The organism is Cupriavidus sp. 207A1 (assembly GCF_057798955.1).
The window spans coordinates 139,485-154,893 of the sequence record NZ_JBYOJO010000006.1 but is presented as its reverse complement, the minus strand read 5'-3'; the positions used below and the strand labels follow the sequence as shown (position 1 = coordinate 154,893).

The following is a 15,409-nucleotide window of genomic DNA, read 5'->3' as shown; positions in this document are numbered from 1 at the left end:
ATGTCCCGCTTTCCATCAAGGATGCCCGATGAAATTCCGCTTCCCCGTCATCATCATTGACGAAGACTTCCGCTCCGAGAACATCTCCGGCTCCGGCATCCGCGCGCTGGCCGAGGCGATCGAGAAAGAGGGCATGGAAGTCATGGGGCTGACCAGCTACGGCGACCTGACCTCGTTCGCCCAGCAGGCCAGCCGGGCATCGACCTTCATCGTGTCGATCGACGACGACGAGTTCGCCAGCGACAGCGAGGAACTCGAGGCCGCCGCGATCGAGAAGCTGCGCGCCTTCGTCGCCGAGGTGCGCCGCCGCAATTCCGACCTGCCGATCTTCCTGTACGGCGAGACCCGCACCTCGCGCCATATCCCCAACGATATCCTGCGCGAGCTGCACGGCTTCATCCACATGTTCGAGGACACGCCCGAGTTCGTGGCGCGCCACATCATCCGCGAAGCCAAGGTCTACCTGGACACGCTGGCGCCGCCGTTCTTCAAGGCGCTGATCGACTACGCGCAGGACAGCTCGTATTCGTGGCACTGCCCGGGGCACTCGGGCGGCGTGGCCTTCCTGAAGAGCCCGGTGGGCCAGGTGTTCCACCAGTTCTTCGGCGAAAACATGCTGCGCGCCGACGTCTGCAACGCCGTCGACGAACTGGGCCAGCTGCTGGACCACACCGGCCCGGTGGCCGCGTCGGAGCGCAATGCCGCGCGCATCTTCAACTCCGACCACATGTATTTCGTCACCAACGGCACCTCCACCTCGAACAAGATGGTGTGGCATGCCAACGTGGCGCCGGGCGACATCGTGGTGGTGGACCGCAACTGCCACAAGTCGATCCTGCACGCGATCATGATGACCGGCGCGATCCCGGTGTTCCTGATGCCGACGCGCAACCACTACGGCATCATCGGCCCGATCCCGAAGAGCGAGTTCGATCCGCAGACGATCAAGAAGAAGATCGCCAGCCACCCGTTCGCCAGCAAGGCGAAGAACCAGAAGCCGCGCATCCTGACCATCACCCAGGGCACCTACGACGGCGTGCTGTACAACGCCGAGCAGATCAAGGAAATGCTGGCGGCCGAAATCGACACGCTGCACTTCGACGAGGCCTGGCTGCCGCACGCGGCCTTCCACGACTTCTATCGCAACATGCACGCGATCGGCAAGGACCGCCCGCGCAGCAAGGATGCGCTGGTGTTCGCCACGCAGTCGACGCACAAGCTGCTGGCCGGCCTGTCGCAGGCCTCGCAGATCCTGGTGCAGGACTCCGAGACCCGCAAGCTGGATCGCTACCGCTTCAATGAAGCGTACCTGATGCACACCTCGACCAGCCCGCAGTACTCGATCATCGCCTCGTGCGACGTGGCCGCGGCGATGATGGAAGCGCCGGGCGGCACAGCGCTGGTGGAAGAGAGCATCCAGGAAGCGATGGACTTCCGCCGCGCCATGCGCAAGGTCGAGGGCGACTACGATGCCGGCAACAACGGCGACTGGTGGTTCAAGGTGTGGGGCCCGGACGCGCTGATCGAAGACGGCATCGGCGACCGTGAGGAATGGATGCTGAAGGCCAACGAGCGCTGGCACGGCTTCGGCGACCTCGCCGACGGCTTCAACCTGCTCGACCCGATCAAGGCCACCATCATCACCCCGGGCCTGGACGTCGACGGCGAGTTCAGCGAGCGCGGCATCCCGGCGGCGATCGTCACCAAGTACCTGGCCGAGCACGGCATCATCATCGAGAAGACCGGGCTGTACTCGTTCTTCATCATGTTCACCATCGGCATCACCAAGGGCCGCTGGAACTCGCTGGTGACCGAGCTGCAGCAGTTCAAGGACGACTACGACCAGAACCAGCCGCTGTGGCGCGTGCTGCCGGAATTCGTCGGCAAGTATCCGCAGTACGAGCGCATGGGCCTGCGTGACCTGTGCGATGCGATCCACAGCGTGTACAAGGCCAACGACGTGGCGCGCGTGACCACCGAGATGTACCTGTCGGACATGGAGCCTGCGATGAAGCCGTCGGACGCGTGGGCCATGATGGCCCACCGCGAGATCGAGCGCGTGCCGGTCGACGACCTGGAAGGCCGTGTCACCGCGATCCTGCTGACGCCGTATCCGCCGGGCATTCCGCTGCTGATCCCGGGCGAACGCTTCAACCGCACCATCGTGCAGTACCTGAAGTTTGCGCGCGAGTTCAACAAGCTGTTCCCGGGCTTCGAGACCGACATCCACGGCCTGGTGGAGGACGAGGTCGACGGCAAGAAGGCGTACTTCGTCGACTGCGTGAAGCAGGGCGCCTGAGCGCCAGCCGGCATCTTCCGTGGATGCAGCAAGGGCCCCGCCAAGGCGGGGCCCTTTCTATTTGTCCTGGCTGAACGGATTCATCACCATCGTGCCGGTGCCGCGGAAGTCCGCGACATTGCGCGTGACGATGGTGAGGCGGTGGATCAGCGCGGTGGCGGCGATGAACTTGTCCAGCGCGTGCTCGGGCCGCGCCGCGCGCAACTGGCCCCAGACCTGCGCGACCTCGGCATCGACCGGCAGCACCTGCCGTCCGAAGTCCTCGAGCACATGGGCCAGCCAGCGCTCCAGCAGCGCCGCCTGCACCGCGTCGCCGCGATGGCGGATCAGTGCCACGCCGCGCTGGAGTTCGCCCACGGTCAGCGCCGACAGGTAGAGCGCGGCCCCGTCGCGCGCCGCCTGCCGGAAGAAGGCGCGGACGCCGGGATTGGCGCGCTCTCGCTTGCGGGTCTCGCTGATGACGTTGGTATCAATCAAATACACGCGGCGCCTCGCCCGTATCCTGGATGCGCTCGAAGTCGGCGTCCTGGCCGACGTCCGGCATGCCGGCAAGCACCTCGGCAAAAGTGCGCCGGGCCGTGCCGCCCAGCGCCTGCGCCAGGATGGCGCGGTGTTCTGCCTCGGCGCTGCGGCCATTGGCGACGGCCTGCTCGCGCAGGCGCTGGACCAGCGCTTCATCGACGCCACGAACCAGTAGGGTTGCCATCGTGAACTCCTCACCGTTGGATGGTGCGATGATAGCATTGTTATCATTACGGCGGTCACGTATCGATGGCAGGCAGTAAAACGGGGTCGCGGCGAAGTGCCCCGCGCATTTGGTGCTCGGCATGGTGTTCTCCTGGGTATGGGCTGAACGCAGGAACCAGTCTGGGCCGTGCCGGCCCGCTGGTCGATGAGCCGATTCGCAATTGCGCGGGTGCCTCGTCGCGACGCCGATGCCTGTCGCGTCAGCGCTGCGCCAGCACTTCCTCCAGCGTCACGTGGCCCTGGAAAGCCCCCGCGCTTTGCGCCGGCGCCTGCCGCTCGATGGCATGGGCAAAGCGCACCGCCGGATCGGCTTCGAGCTGGTTGTAAAGACGCTGCAGGTTCGGGAAGTCCTCGACGTTCAGCACCTTGTGGTACTTCGACCAGCGCGCGATGCCGCTGAAGTAGGCGTCGGCCACGGTGCGGTGCTCGCCCAGCAGCCAGGGCCGCTCGCCCAGCATGGCTTCGAGTTCCTGGTGCACGTGGCGGACCTGCTCCGTGCCATAGCGCACCAGTGCAGGCCGGTCGGTCTCGTCCACGCCCTCCAATGCATGCCACAGCGGGGCAAAGGCGCCGAAGTAGCTGGTGTTGAGGTAGGCCAATTGCTGGTTGAGCCGGTCGAAATCGCGCGTGCCCTGGGCAAAGCCAAGCTTGCGCTCGATGCCGCGCGCGCCGATGTGGTTGAGGATCGCCATGCTTTCGCTGAGGAAATTGCCTTGCGCGTCCATCAGCGTCGGCGTTTCGCCGACCGGGTTGATCTGGCGGTAGGCATCGCTGGTCACGACTTCGGGCATTTCGATGCGGCTCAGGCGATAGGGCTGGCCAAGCCATTCCAGCGCCACGATCGAGCCGAAAGAGCAGCCGGAGGGAACGCCGTAGAAGAGGGTGGGGGTAGTCATGGGTAGTTCTCCTGGATTCGGTTAGGGCCCGCCGATCGGGCACAGGGGGACTGTAGATCCATGGACTTTGCGTGAGTAGTAGGCAAAAATCCGACCTATCGTCCACGCACATAGACTTTGCTTGCCGTGATCAATCTCAACGACCTGCGCTTCTTCGTCGTCGCCGTCGCCCATGGCGGCTTTGCCGCCGCGGGGCGGGCGCTGGGAGTGCCCAAGTCCACGGTCAGCAAGCGCGTGGCCGAGCTGGAGCAGGCCCTGCAGGCGCGGCTGCTCTACCGCAGTTCGCGCAGCTTTACGCTGACCGATGCCGGCCGCGACTTCTACGATCACGCGCATGCCGCGCTGATCGAAGCCGAGGCCGCGCAAGAGGCGGTGCAGCGGCGCGTGGCCGAGCCCAGCGGTACGGTGCGGATCACCGCCGCGGTGCCCACCGCGCAGCGCTACCTGGCGCCGCACCTGCCGGCGCTGGCGCGCGCCTATCCGCGCCTGCACGTGCAGCTGGAGGTGTCCGACCGCATGGTCGACCTGGTGCAGGAGGGCTTCGATATCGCGGTGCGCAGCCATTTCGCGCCGCTGCCGGACTCCGGCCTGGTGCAACGCCAGCTTGCCGTCGACGACATCGTGCTGGTGGCGTCGCCCGACTACCTGGCGGGGCGCGGCATGCCGGAAACGCCCGCCGCGCTGTCTGGCCACGACGGTCTGCTGACCGGTGCCACCGCCGGCACATGGCGGCTGTGGGGGCCCCAGGGCGCGCGTGCAGAAGCCACCCCGGTGCCGCGCATGACCGTGAATGAATCCACCGTGCTGCTCGGCGCCGCCGTGGCGGGGCTTGGCATCGTGCCGCTGCCGCACGAGCTGTGCCGCGCGGCGCTGGCGGCCGGGCAACTGGCGCGCGTGCTGCCGCAGTGGACGGCCGGCAGCGTGACCACCACGCTGCTGCTGCCGGCGCGGCGCGGGCAGTTGCCTGCGGTGCGGGCCACTGTCGACTTCCTCGCGCAATGCCTGGCGCCGGGCGGCGCCGGCACTGCCATGCCGCAATAAAAAGGCCCCGCATCGCTGCGGGGCCTGCGGGCGGCGATCAGGCCGCGACCTATTTCTTCTCGAACTCGAACTGCGGCACGGCCGGTTCCGGCGCCGGCGCGGCACCCGGCAGCTCCAGTGAACCCGGCGAGGCCGGCGCCGATGCCGGCTTCTCGGGTTCGCCCAGCGGGATACTGACTTCCGCCGCGTTGCTATGCTTGAGCGAGCCCTTGTCGAGCAGGCCGGTCACCATGCCGGGCCAGAACATCACCAGCAGCACCATGGCCATTTGCAGGCCGACCCAGGGCAGGGCGCCCCAGTAGATGTCCGAACTCCTCACTTCCTTCGGGGCGATGCCGCGCAGGTAGAACAGCGCGAAGCCGAAGGGCGGGTGCATGAAGGAGGTCTGCATGTTCACGCACAGCATCACGCCAAACCACACCAGCGCTGCCGTTGCCGCGGCTTCCGGGTTGCCGCCCATGGAGTCGGCGACCACCGGTGCCAGCACCTTGACCGCCACCGGCGCCAGCATCGGCACCACGATGAAGGCGATCTCGAAGAAGTCCAGGAAGAAGGCCAGGAAGAAGATGAACAGGTTCACCACGATCAGGAACCCGATCCAGCCGCCCGGCAGCGAGGTGAACAAATGCTCGACCCACGCGCCGCCGTCCACGCCCTGGAACACCACCGAGAAGCAGGTGGAGCCGATCAGGATGAATACCACCATCGCGGTGATGCGCGCGGTGGACTGGTAGGCGTCGACGATAAGCAGGCGCAGGTCCGTCATCTGGCCGGCGCGCAGCAGCAGCCAGACGATCACCAGGTACATCACCGCCAGCGGGATGCGGAAGGCGTGCGAGCCGAAGGCGAAGACGCCCACCGCGGCGGCCACCAGCGTGGCGGCGATGCCGACGCGGTAGACCTGCCGGTCGATGCGGGTAAAGGCCTTGTCGCGGATCACGGCCAGCACCAGCGCGCCAACCGCGCCCATGGCACCGGATTCCGTCGGCGTGGCAATGCCCAGCATGATGGTGCCCAGCACCAGGAAGATCAGCACCGCGCACGGGACGATGCCGCGCAGGCATTTGCGCCACAGCGCCCAGCCGCGCAGGGTGCGGGCTTCGGGCGGGACCGGCGGCAGCCAGTCAGGCTTGAAGCGCGTCAGGAAAAAGGTGTAGAGCGCGAACAGCGCGATCTGGATGACCGACGGCCCCCAGGCGCCCAGGTACATGCTGCCCACGTCGGCGCTGCCCATCGGCGTCTTGAGCTGGTCGGCCAGCACGACCAGCACCAGCGAGGGCGGCACCAGCTGCGTGATGGTGCCCGATGCCGCCAGCACGCCGGTGGCGTACTTCATGTTGTAGCGGTAGCGCATCATCACCGGCAGCGAGATCATCGCCATGGCGATCACCTGCGCGGCCACCGTGCCGGTGATGGCGCCCAGGATGAAGCCCACCAGGATCACGGAGTAGCCCAGGCCGCCGCGCACCGGGCCGAACAGCTGGCCCATGGAGTCCAGCATGTCCTCGGCCAGCCCGCACTTCTCCAGGATCGCGCCCATGAAAGTGAAGAACGGGATCGCCAGCAGCAGCTCGTTGCCCAGCACGCTGCCGAAGATGCGGCTCGGGATGGCCTGCAGGAAGCTGAGCGGGAAATAGCCCCATTCGATGGCCAGGAAGCCGAAGGCCAGCCCCACAGCTGACAGCGAGAATGCGACCGGGAAGCCGATCAGCATGAACAGCACCAGGCCGCCGAACATCATCGGCGGCATATATTCCAACGGGATCATTGAACCGGCCTCTCGTACTTGGATTCGATGCGCACCAGGCCCTTGAGGGCGGCGAAGCGCTTGATCAGCTCGGACACGCCTTGCAGGGTCAGCAGGGCGAAGCCGACGGGCACCACCAGCTTGATCGGGTAGCGCGGCAGGCCGCCGGAGTTGCCCGATTGCTCGAGGATGCGCCACGAGGGCAGAAACAACGATTCCCACGACAGCCAGGTGAACAGCACGCACGAGGGCAGCAGGAACACAAGGATGCCGAAGATGTCGATCCAGTGCTGCGCGCGTTCCGAGACGTTGCCGTAGATCAGGTCCACGCGCACGTGTTCATTGCGCTGGAAGGTGTAGGAGGCGCCGAACATCACGGCAATGGCAAACATGTACCACTGCAGTTCGAGTGGCCAGTTGTCGCTCAAGTTGAAGCCATAGCGCAGGAGGGCGTTGCCGGCGCTGATCAGGCACGACAGCAGGATCATGATGTTTGCAAGCCTGCCAGTGTGCTGATTCAACCTGTCGATCTGTCGTGACAGACCAAGCAAGTAATACATGGGTTGTCTCCCCGGTTTTTGCGGCGATTAGTTTATCTGTAACAAAAAGTGGCGGCGCTAGGGGCTACTACCTACGGGCGCGGGCGAGATTGCGCCAAAGCGCGCAGCAACAATGAAAAAAGCCACCGGGCTCGCGCCACGGTGGCTATTTCTTGCTGAGAACTTACGCGAAACTTACAGGGCGCTGCCTGGCTCTTACAGCGCCGCGCGTGCCGCGGCGATGGCCGCGCGCACCTGGTCCGGGGCGGTGCCGCCGACATGGTTGCGCGCCGCGACCGAGCCTTCCAGCGTCAGCACCGCGTGCACGTCGTCGCCGATCAGCGCGGCCTGGTCGCCCAGGCCGGAAACCTCGCGCAGCTCGGCCACGCTCAGGTCGGCCAGGTCGCACTGGCGGCCGTCGCAGGCGCGCACGGCGTGGGCCACGGCCTCATGCGCATCGCGGAAGGGCAGGCCCTTCTTCACCAGGTAGTCGGCCAGGTCGGTGGCGGTGGCATAGCCCTGCAGCGCTGCGGCGCGCATCGCTTCGGGCTTGACGCTGACGCCCGGCACCATGTCGGCGAAGATGCGCAGCGTGTCGACCACGGTATCGACGGTGTCGAACAGCGGCTCCTTGTCTTCCTGGTTGTCCTTGTTGTACGCCAGCGGCTGGCCCTTCATAAGCGTCAGCAGGCCGATCAGGTGGCCGTTGACACGGCCGGTCTTGCCGCGCGCCAGCTCGGGCACGTCGGGGTTCTTCTTCTGCGGCATGATCGAGCTGCCGGTGCAGAAGCGGTCGGCGATGTCGATAAAGCCCACGCGCGGGCTCATCCACAGCACCAGCTCTTCCGAGAAGCGCGACACGTGGGTCATCACCAGCGCGGCGGCGGCGCAGAATTCAATGGCGAAGTCGCGGTCCGACACGGCATCCAGCGAATTGCGGCAGACGCCGTCGAAGCCCAGTTGCTGCGCGACGAACTCGCGGTCGATCGGGTAGCTGGTGCCGGCCAGCGCGGCGGCACCCAGCGGCAGGCGGTTGACGCGCTTGCGGCAGTCGGCCATGCGCTCGGCATCGCGCGTGAACATCTCGTTGTACGCCAGCAGGTGATGGCCGAAGGTGACCGGCTGCGCCACCTGCAGGTGGGTGAAGCCAGGCAGGATGGTGTCGGCGTGCTGCTCGGCCAGGTCGAGCAGCGAGGTGCGCAGCGCGCCCAGCAGCGCGATGATATTGTCGATCTCGCTGCGCAGCCACAGGCGGATGTCGGTGGCGACCTGGTCGTTGCGCGAGCGGCCGGTGTGCAGGCGCTTGCCGGCATCGCCCACCAGCGCGGTCAGGCGCGCCTCGATGTTCAGGTGGACGTCTTCCAGGTCCAGCTTCCATTCAAAGCTGCCGGCCTCGATCTCGCCACGGATCTGCGCCATGCCGCGTTCGATCTCGGCGCGGTCGGCCTCGGCGATGATGCCCTGCTGTGCCAGCATGGCCGCGTGGGCCAGCGAGCCCTGGATGTCGAACAGGGCCAGGCGCTTGTCGAAGAACACCGAGGCGGTGTAGCGCTTCACCAGGTCGGACATCGGTTCGGAGAAGCGGGCGGACCAGGCTTCGCCTTTCTTGGCAAGTTGGGAGGTGGACATGGACGTCGGCTGCAGTGGCTCGCGCGGCAGGCGGCCGGCGTGCGGACGGCGGCGGGCGCGAAAAATTGGGAAACGGCGATTATATCGCCCGGCGGCACGCTGGCGGTGCGGCCCGCGACGGCGGCTCGCTGCTCAGGGCCGGCTGTGGATCACGGGTCCCTTGAACACCACCGGGCCGCTGGGCCCGTCGGCACGGGGCGAGCCGCCGGCCGGTTCGATGCTGGCGGCCAGCGCGGGCACCGCCGTTGGCCGCTGCGCCAGCGCCAGCCGCGCTTGCGGCACACGGCCGATCAGTCCCAGGGACTGTGGCTTTCCGCCTGCCGGCAGCGCCCACAACTGCAGTACCTGCTGATCGTTCAGCTTCAGGTGATTCAGCCGGCGCACCACAAGGTCGCCGCTGCCTGCATCCCATGACACCAGCATGGCCGGCTGCGCGCGGTCGTCGTTGAGCACGGCGATGACGTCGGCGGGCACCGCCTCGCGCTGCTGCGCCAAGTGCATGCCGATGCCGATGGCCAGCACCGCCACCACCGCCATCGCCGCCGCGGCGCCGCGCCAGAACACCGGCGCCGTCCACAGGCGCTGCCACCAGCCGCCGGCGCCGGGGCCAGCGGCGCGGGGTGCGGCGAGCGAACTGCGCTCCTCGGCCGCCTTCCAGCCAAGCCTTTCCTCGATCCCGCACCAGACCTTGTCTACCGGCTCGGCCGCCGCCTGCAATTCGGCCACGCCGGCAAGGCGCGCCTGCCAGCGGTGGATCGCCGTGCGCACCGCCGGTTCTTCATGCGCCAGCCGCTCCAGGCGCCGGCGCGCGCCGCCGCGCAGCACGCCCAGCGCGTACTGGGCTGCGATCCGGTCGAGCAGGTCGGGATGGCTGGCCAGCTTCATGCCGCGCCCTCCATGCAGCTGCGCAGCCGCTCCAGCCCGCGCCGGATCCAGGACTTGACCGTGCCCAGCGGCGCGCGCAGGCGCTCGGCCAGCTCGGCGTGGCTCAGGTCCTGCAGGTACGCCAGTATGATGGCCTGGCGCTGGGGCTGCTCCAGCCGCTGCAGGCAGCGGTTGAGCGCGCGCGCCTGCTGGCTGGCCTCGGCAAGTTCGGCGGGCCCGGCCGAGTCGTCGGCCAGCCATTCGGCCAGGTCCTGCTCCAGCTCGGCGGTCTGCGGCACGCGCGCGGCCGCCGCCCGGCGCAGGCAGTCGAGCGCGCGGTTGCGCACGATCGCGGTCATCCACGTCATCGGCGCGGCCAGCTGCGGCCGGTAGTCGCCGGCGTGGTGCCAGATGCTGACAAAGCTTTCCTGCACGACATCCTCCGCCCAATCGCGCCTGCCGGTAATACGCAGCGCAAGGCCAAACAGTTTCGTTGCGGTGAGGTCGTAGAGTGCGCGCAGTGCCTGGCGCTCACCCACGGCCACGGCCTGCAGCAGTCCTTCCAGCCGGTCGGGGCTGGCGGGCGTGGCATAGGACGGCTGCGGGGAGGGCGGCACCGGGACGGCTCCTTGCAAGCAAGCTTTGCCGGATTATAGGTAGCGCTGCATCCAAACGCGCATCCAAACGCCCGGCAGCTGCGTAGATGCTGACAGGCGCAAGCCAGGCACCCCGTCCCGGGGGCGCCACGTTGTCATCCCTCACAGGAGCACACCATGGACCGCATGTCACAAAAGCCCGCACGCGAGCCCGGAACCCTCATCACGCCGCCGGACGCGCGCCGGCGCGGGCTGCTCAAGGCGCCCGGCCTGTTCGCGCTGGGCTCGCTGGCCGTCATCACGCTCGGCGAATCGATGCCGGCGTGGGCGCAGACGCAATCGGGCAGCACCAAGGACGACATCAATATCCTCAATACCGCGCTGGGGCTGGAATACCAGGCGATCGCGGCTTACCAGGTCGGCGCCGAAAGCGGGCTGCTGCAGAAGCCGGTGCTGGCCACCGCGGTCAAGTTCCAGGACCACCACAAGGCCCATGCGCAGGTGCTGGCCGGGACGGTGTCGAAGCTCGGCGGCACGCCGGTGACGGCAAAGAAGGCGTCGGCGTATGAGTTTCCGACCGAAAAGCTGAAGACGCAGGCCGACGTGCTGCGCTTTGCCGCGGGGCTGGAGAAGGGCGCCACGTCGGCTTACTTGGGCGTGCTGCCGAACTTTTACAACCGCGAGCTGACGCGCGCGGCCGGCAGCATCCTCGGCGACGAGGCGATGCACTGGGCGGTGCTGCTGCACGCGCTGGGTGAAGATCCGGTGCCGGGGGCGTTTGTGGGGTGAGTCGGTTGAAGCTTGCCGGGTGGGGGCTCCCCTCTCCCGCGCGCGGGAGAGGGAGGACACCTTGCCTGGGCCAGGTCGGGCGGCTTTGGAGCACCAGAACCGCTCTCTTTGGCCGAGGCTTGGGTTGGGCTGTCAACCCGTATTGCGCAACCCCGCCGCCACCCCATTGATAGTCAGGTGGATCCCGCGCCGTACGCGGATATCATCCCCATCCTTGCCGGCCCGGTAGCGCTTGAGCAGTTCCACCTGCAAGTGGTTGAGCGGATCCAGATACGCAAAGCGGTTCTTGATCGAGCGCGCCAGCAGCGGGTTGTCCGCCAGCCGCTCCTGGTGGCCGGTGATCAGCGCCAGCATGTCGCAGGTCAGGTGCCATTCCTTGCTGATGCGGTTGAACACATTGCGGCGCAGCGCGGCGTCGTCGCACAGCTGGGCGTAGCGCGAGGCTACGGCCAGGTCGGTCTTGGCCAGCACCATGTCCATGTTGGACAGCAGCGTCGAGAAGAACGGCCAGGTCTTGACCATGCGCCGCAGCGTGGTGACGGCCTGCTTGCGCGCCTTGTCGTCCGGCGCGCTGTCGAGCAGCGAGCGCACCGCGCTGCCGAAGCCGTACCAGCCCGGCAGCAGCAGGCGGCACTGGCCCCACGAGAAGCCCCACGGGATCGCGCGCAGGTCTTCGATGCGGCGGTTCTTCTTGTCCATCAGCTTGCGCGAGGCCGGGCGCGAACCCAGGTTCAGGTCGGCGATCTCGGTGATCGGCGTGGTGGCGAAGAAGTAGTCCTTGAAGCCGGGGGTTTCGTAGACCAGGTCGCGATAGGCCGTGAAGGCGCGGTCCGACAGCTGCTGCATCACGGCCTCGAAGGTATCCAGGTCCTTCGGCGCGTTCTGCTGTGGCAGCAGCGAAGCTTCCAGCGTCGCGGCGACCACCGTTTCCAGGTTGCGCCGGCCGATCTCGGCATTGGCGAACTTGCTGTTGATGATCTCGCCCTGCTCGGTCAGGCGGATCTGGCCGTTGACCGTGCCCGGCGGCTGCGACAGGATGGCCTGGTAGGTCGGGCCGCCGCCGCGGCCGACGGTGCCGCCGCGACCGTGGAACAGGCGCAGCTTGACGTTGCGCTGCTCGAACAGTTGCACCAGTTCCAGCTCCGCCTTGTACAGCTCCCAGGTGGAAGTCAGGAAGCCGCCGTCCTTGTTCGAATCCGAGTAGCCGAGCATCACCTCCTGCTCGACGCCATGGTGGGCGAGCACCGCATCGAAGCCCGGCAGGTCCAGCAGCGACTGCATGATGCCGGCGGCGTTGCGCAAGTCCTCGATGGTCTCGAACAGCGGGATCACCATCAGCTCCATGCGCGCCGGGTCGGTCTTGCTGCCGAGCGTGCCCTGCAGCATGCCGGATTCCTTCTGCAGCAGCATCACCTCGACCAGATCCGACAGCGTTTCGGTGTGCGAGATGATGTAATTGCGCGCGACGCGCTTGCCATAGCGCGCACGCAGCTCGCGCGCGGCGGCGAAGATCGCCAGTTCCTTGCGGGTCTGCTCCGAGTACTCGTGCCACGGCAGCGTCAGCAGGCGCGGCTGGCGCAGTTCGGCCAGCAGCAGTTCCAGCTTGCGCGCCTCGGGCAGCGCGGCGTAGTCGGGGGCGATGCCGGCCGCGGCGAACAGTTCGGCGATGACCGCCTCGTGCACGTCGGAGACCTGGCGCATGTCGACCGAGGCCAGGTGGAAGCCGAACACGGCGATGGCGCGGGCCAGGGCATCGATGCGGTGGCTGGCCAGGGCCTGGCCGTGGTGCGCGCGCAGCGAATCGATCACGACCTGGATGTCGGCGCCGAAGGCCTCGGCGCTGTCATAGGGCTCGGCCGGCGCCACCGGGCGGCGGGTCGCGGCATGTCCGCTCAGCGCCTTGCAGGTGGCGGCCAGGCGCGCGTAGATACCGATCAGCGCGCGCCGGTAGGGCTCGTCGGCGCGGTGCTCGGAATGGTCGGGCGAGCGCTCGGCCAGCGCCAGCAGTTCCGGGCTGGCGTCGACCATCAGCATCGACATCGACAGCTCGGCGCCGAGCGCGTGCACTTCTTCCAGGTACCAGTCCAGGATCAGCTGCGCCTGCTGGCTGGCGGCGTGCTCCAGGGTCTCGGCGGTCACGTTGGGGTTGCCGTCGCGGTCGCCACCGATCCAGGAACCCATCTGCAGGAACGGCGCCAGCGGCGCGGCTTGCGTGCCCGAGGCGCCAGCGGCGCCCTTGCGCTTGCGCGTCCCCGGGAACACTGCGGCGATGTCTTCTTCCAGCTCGCTCATCAGCTGCGGGATGCCGCGCAGGAAGGTGGTGCGGTAGTACGACAGCGCGTTCTCGATCTCGTCGGCCACCGTCAGGCGCGCGTCGCGCAGCATGCGGGTCTGCCACAGCGTGGTGACCTTGGCGCGCAGCTGCGCGGTGTTGTGCTCGCGCTCGCGCGCGGTCATCGGCAGGTCGCGCTCGGCCAGCAGGCGGGCGATCTCGCGCTCGGCGTCGAGGATGCTCTTGCGCTGGACTTCGGTCGGGTGCGCGGTCAGCACCGGCACGATCAGCGCCTCGTCGAGGAACTTGCGCAGCTGCTTGCCGGTGACGCCGGCGGCGTCGATCTTTTCCAGCGCGTGCTGCAGGCTGCCGTCCTGCGGCGGCGAGCCGGCCAGCGCATGCACGCGGCGGCGGCGGTTATGGTGCTGGTCCTCGGCGATATTGGCCAGGTGCGAGAAATAGCTGAAGGCGCGCACCACCTGGTTGGTCTGGTCGCGCGACAGGCGCTTGAGCAGCCGGTCCAGTTCGGCGCCGGCGGCGCGGTCGTTCTCGCGGCGGAAGCGCACCGCGGTCTGGCGGATGGTCTCGACCACCTCGAAGGCGGCGTCGCCTTCCTGCTCGCGCAGGCAGTCGCCCAGCAGGCGGCCCAGGAAGCGGATGTCCTCGCGCAGCGGCACGTCCTTGTCAGCGGTGCGGGCGGTGCGGCGGGAGGGGGCGGTGGCGATGGTGGTTCCGTTGCTCGACACGATCGAAAGCGTGGGCTTGGTAGAACGCTTGGCTGCGCGGGGGGCGGAGCGGGGCGGTTTAGCGCTGGTTGCGCCGGTTGCGTCACCTTTCGCGGCGGACGAATCCTTGGCGGCCGCGCCGGTCTTCCGACCGTTGGGCCGCGCAGCATGCTGCGTCATGCAATCTCCTCTTGCTTCTCTAAGCTTATCTAATGGTGCGGAGGGGCGATTGGGGCGCGTGCTACCATTGACGCATGTCGTCCGCCACCCCGTCTTCCGCTACCGCTGTCGTGTCTCGCAACCTTCCGCAAAAGCTCGTCATTGCCTCCCGAGAGAGCCGTCTGGCGCTGTGGCAGGCAGAACATGTGCGTGCTGCATTGCAACAATACTATCCCGCGTGCGACGTGTCCATTCTTGGCATGACCACCCGGGGAGACCAGATTCTAGACCGTACGCTGTCGAAAGTCGGCGGCAAGGGTCTGTTTGTCAAAGAACTGGAGTTCGCGATGGACGAAGGCCGGGCCGACCTCGCGGTGCATTCGCTCAAGGATGTGCCGATGGAGCTGCCCCCGGGCTTCACCCTGGCGGCGGTGATGGAGCGCGAAGATCCGCGCGACGCGCTGGTGTCGTCGGCTTATGCATCGCTGGACGAGATGCCGCCCGGCACCGTGGTCGGCACTTCCAGCCTGCGCCGCGAAGCTGCTTTGCGCAGCCGCTACCCGCACCTGGTGATCAAGCCGCTGCGCGGCAACCTCGACACGCGGCTCGGCAAGCTCGATCGCGGCGAATATGGCGCCATCATCCTGGCCGCCGCGGGCCTGAAGCGGCTCGGGCTGGGCGATCGCATCCGCGCGCTGATCACGGTCGAGGCGTCGCTGCCGGCCGCGGGGCAGGGCGCGCTTGGGATCGAGACCCTTTCCACCCGCCCGGAACTGGCCGAGTGGCTGGCGCCGCTGAACCACCAGCCGACCGCGCTGGCCGTGACCGCCGAGCGCGCCGTGTCGCGCCGGCTGGGCGGCTCCTGCCAGGTTCCGCTGGCGGCGCACGCGCGCTGGGACGGTGACCAGTTGCGGCTGGAGGCCTTCGTCGCCTTGCCCGACGGTAGCCGTGCCATCCGCGCCGCGGCGGCGGGGCCCGCCGCCGACCCGGCTGCCGCCGAAGCGCTAGGCCAGGCTTGCGCCAGCGACCTGCTGGCGCAGGGCGCCGAGTCGATCCTTGCCGCGCTGGCCGATTCAGGCGACGCCGCTGCTCCATCTCCTGCCTGA

13 protein-coding genes are annotated in these 15,409 nt (G+C 67.8%); 4 read left to right on the top strand and 9 right to left on the bottom strand.

Translation table 11 applies throughout. The features are described from left to right. Positions 1-28: 28 nt before the first annotated feature. Positions 29-2,299 (top strand): arginine/lysine/ornithine decarboxylase, encoded by a 2,271-nt coding sequence (locus tag AC3FMM_RS13085; RefSeq protein WP_115680946.1) that lies wholly within the window; start codon positions 29-31, stop codon positions 2,297-2,299. Positions 2,300-2,356: 57 nt separating this feature from the next. Here AC3FMM_RS13085 and AC3FMM_RS13080 read toward each other — a convergent pair whose 3' ends face one another. From AC3FMM_RS13080 to AC3FMM_RS13070, 3 genes are all read right to left on the bottom strand, one after another. Beyond that, positions 2,357-2,782 (bottom strand): type II toxin-antitoxin system VapC family toxin, encoded by a 426-nt coding sequence (locus AC3FMM_RS13080; protein WP_026164459.1) that lies wholly within the window; start codon positions 2,780-2,782, stop codon positions 2,357-2,359. After that, positions 2,769-3,005, bottom strand: a complete 237-nt coding sequence (locus AC3FMM_RS13075) for a FitA-like ribbon-helix-helix domain-containing protein (RefSeq protein ID WP_115680944.1) — start codon at positions 3,003-3,005, stop codon at positions 2,769-2,771. The genes AC3FMM_RS13080 and AC3FMM_RS13075 overlap by 14 nt, the downstream gene beginning before the upstream one ends. A 241-nt stretch (positions 3,006-3,246) precedes the next feature. Then, a complete protein-coding gene (locus AC3FMM_RS13070; RefSeq protein WP_115710541.1) occupies positions 3,247-3,942 on the bottom strand; it encodes a glutathione S-transferase family protein in 696 nt (231 codons plus the stop codon). Between the two features lie 126 nt (positions 3,943-4,068). Here AC3FMM_RS13070 and AC3FMM_RS13065 point away from each other — a divergent pair, with 126 nt between their 5' ends. After that, positions 4,069-4,983: a LysR substrate-binding domain-containing protein gene (locus tag AC3FMM_RS13065; RefSeq protein WP_488686793.1), complete on the top strand. Its 915-nt coding sequence runs from the start codon at positions 4,069-4,071 to the stop codon at positions 4,981-4,983. 49 nt (positions 4,984-5,032) lie between these two features. Here the strand turns inward: AC3FMM_RS13065 and AC3FMM_RS13060 are convergent, their stop codons facing one another. The 5 genes from AC3FMM_RS13060 to AC3FMM_RS13040 all read right to left on the bottom strand — a co-directional run bounded on the left by AC3FMM_RS13060 (position 5,033) and on the right by AC3FMM_RS13040 (position 10,379). Beyond that, entirely contained in the window at positions 5,033-6,751 is a 1,719-nt protein-coding gene (locus AC3FMM_RS13060) for a TRAP transporter large permease (protein WP_115710540.1), read from the bottom strand. Next, positions 6,748-7,290: a TRAP transporter small permease subunit gene (locus AC3FMM_RS13055; protein WP_012353642.1), complete on the bottom strand. Its 543-nt coding sequence runs from the start codon at positions 7,288-7,290 to the stop codon at positions 6,748-6,750. Before AC3FMM_RS13055 ends, AC3FMM_RS13060 begins: the two co-directional genes overlap by 4 nt. A gap of 195 nt (positions 7,291-7,485) precedes the next feature. Then, positions 7,486-8,898 (bottom strand): argininosuccinate lyase, encoded by a 1,413-nt coding sequence (argH, locus tag AC3FMM_RS13050; RefSeq protein ID WP_488686792.1) that lies wholly within the window; start codon positions 8,896-8,898, stop codon positions 7,486-7,488. A gap of 132 nt (positions 8,899-9,030) precedes the next feature. Further along, complete coding sequence (locus AC3FMM_RS13045; RefSeq protein WP_488686791.1) at positions 9,031-9,783, bottom strand: anti-sigma factor; 753 nt, start codon at positions 9,781-9,783, stop codon at positions 9,031-9,033. Continuing rightward, a complete protein-coding gene (locus AC3FMM_RS13040; protein WP_488686790.1) occupies positions 9,780-10,379 on the bottom strand; it encodes a sigma-70 family RNA polymerase sigma factor in 600 nt (199 codons plus the stop codon). Before AC3FMM_RS13040 ends, AC3FMM_RS13045 begins: the two co-directional genes overlap by 4 nt. Before the next feature lie 156 nt (positions 10,380-10,535). Between AC3FMM_RS13040 and AC3FMM_RS13035 the strand changes: the two genes are divergently transcribed. After that, on the top strand, positions 10,536-11,147 hold the full coding sequence (locus AC3FMM_RS13035; RefSeq protein WP_198035993.1) for a ferritin-like domain-containing protein: 612 nt from the start codon (positions 10,536-10,538) through the stop codon (positions 11,145-11,147). A 132-nt stretch (positions 11,148-11,279) separates the two neighbouring features. On the opposite strand, the gene ppc is transcribed toward AC3FMM_RS13035, so the two are convergent. Further along, positions 11,280-14,324, bottom strand: coding sequence for a phosphoenolpyruvate carboxylase (ppc, locus tag AC3FMM_RS13030; protein ID WP_115710535.1), 3,045 nt, complete (start codon positions 14,322-14,324; stop codon positions 11,280-11,282). Between the two features lie 74 nt (positions 14,325-14,398). Between ppc and hemC the strand changes: the two genes are divergently transcribed. Further along, positions 14,399-15,409 (top strand): hydroxymethylbilane synthase, encoded by a 1,011-nt coding sequence (gene hemC / locus AC3FMM_RS13025; protein ID WP_488686789.1) that lies wholly within the window; start codon positions 14,399-14,401, stop codon positions 15,407-15,409.

Coding starts and splice junctions, on each gene's coding strand:
- AC3FMM_RS13085 (WP_115680946.1), top strand. CDS start 29: ATGAAATTCCGCTTCCCCGTCATCATCATTGACGAAGACTTCCGCTCC.
- AC3FMM_RS13075 (WP_115680944.1), bottom strand. CDS start 3,005: ATGGCAACCCTACTGGTTCGTGGCGTCGATGAAGCGCTGGTCCAGCGC.
- AC3FMM_RS13070 (WP_115710541.1), bottom strand. CDS start 3,942: ATGACTACCCCCACCCTCTTCTACGGCGTTCCCTCCGGCTGCTCTTTC.
- AC3FMM_RS13060 (WP_115710540.1), bottom strand. CDS start 6,751: ATGATCCCGTTGGAATATATGCCGCCGATGATGTTCGGCGGCCTGGTG.
- AC3FMM_RS13055 (WP_012353642.1), bottom strand. CDS start 7,290: ATGTATTACTTGCTTGGTCTGTCACGACAGATCGACAGGTTGAATCAG.
- argH (WP_488686792.1), bottom strand. CDS start 8,898: ATGTCCACCTCCCAACTTGCCAAGAAAGGCGAAGCCTGGTCCGCCCGC.
- AC3FMM_RS13045 (WP_488686791.1), bottom strand. CDS start 9,783: ATGAAGCTGGCCAGCCATCCCGACCTGCTCGACCGGATCGCAGCCCAG.
- AC3FMM_RS13035 (WP_198035993.1), top strand. CDS start 10,536: ATGGACCGCATGTCACAAAAGCCCGCACGCGAGCCCGGAACCCTCATC.
- ppc (WP_115710535.1), bottom strand. CDS start 14,324: ATGACGCAGCATGCTGCGCGGCCCAACGGTCGGAAGACCGGCGCGGCC.
- hemC (WP_488686789.1), top strand. CDS start 14,399: ATGTCGTCCGCCACCCCGTCTTCCGCTACCGCTGTCGTGTCTCGCAAC.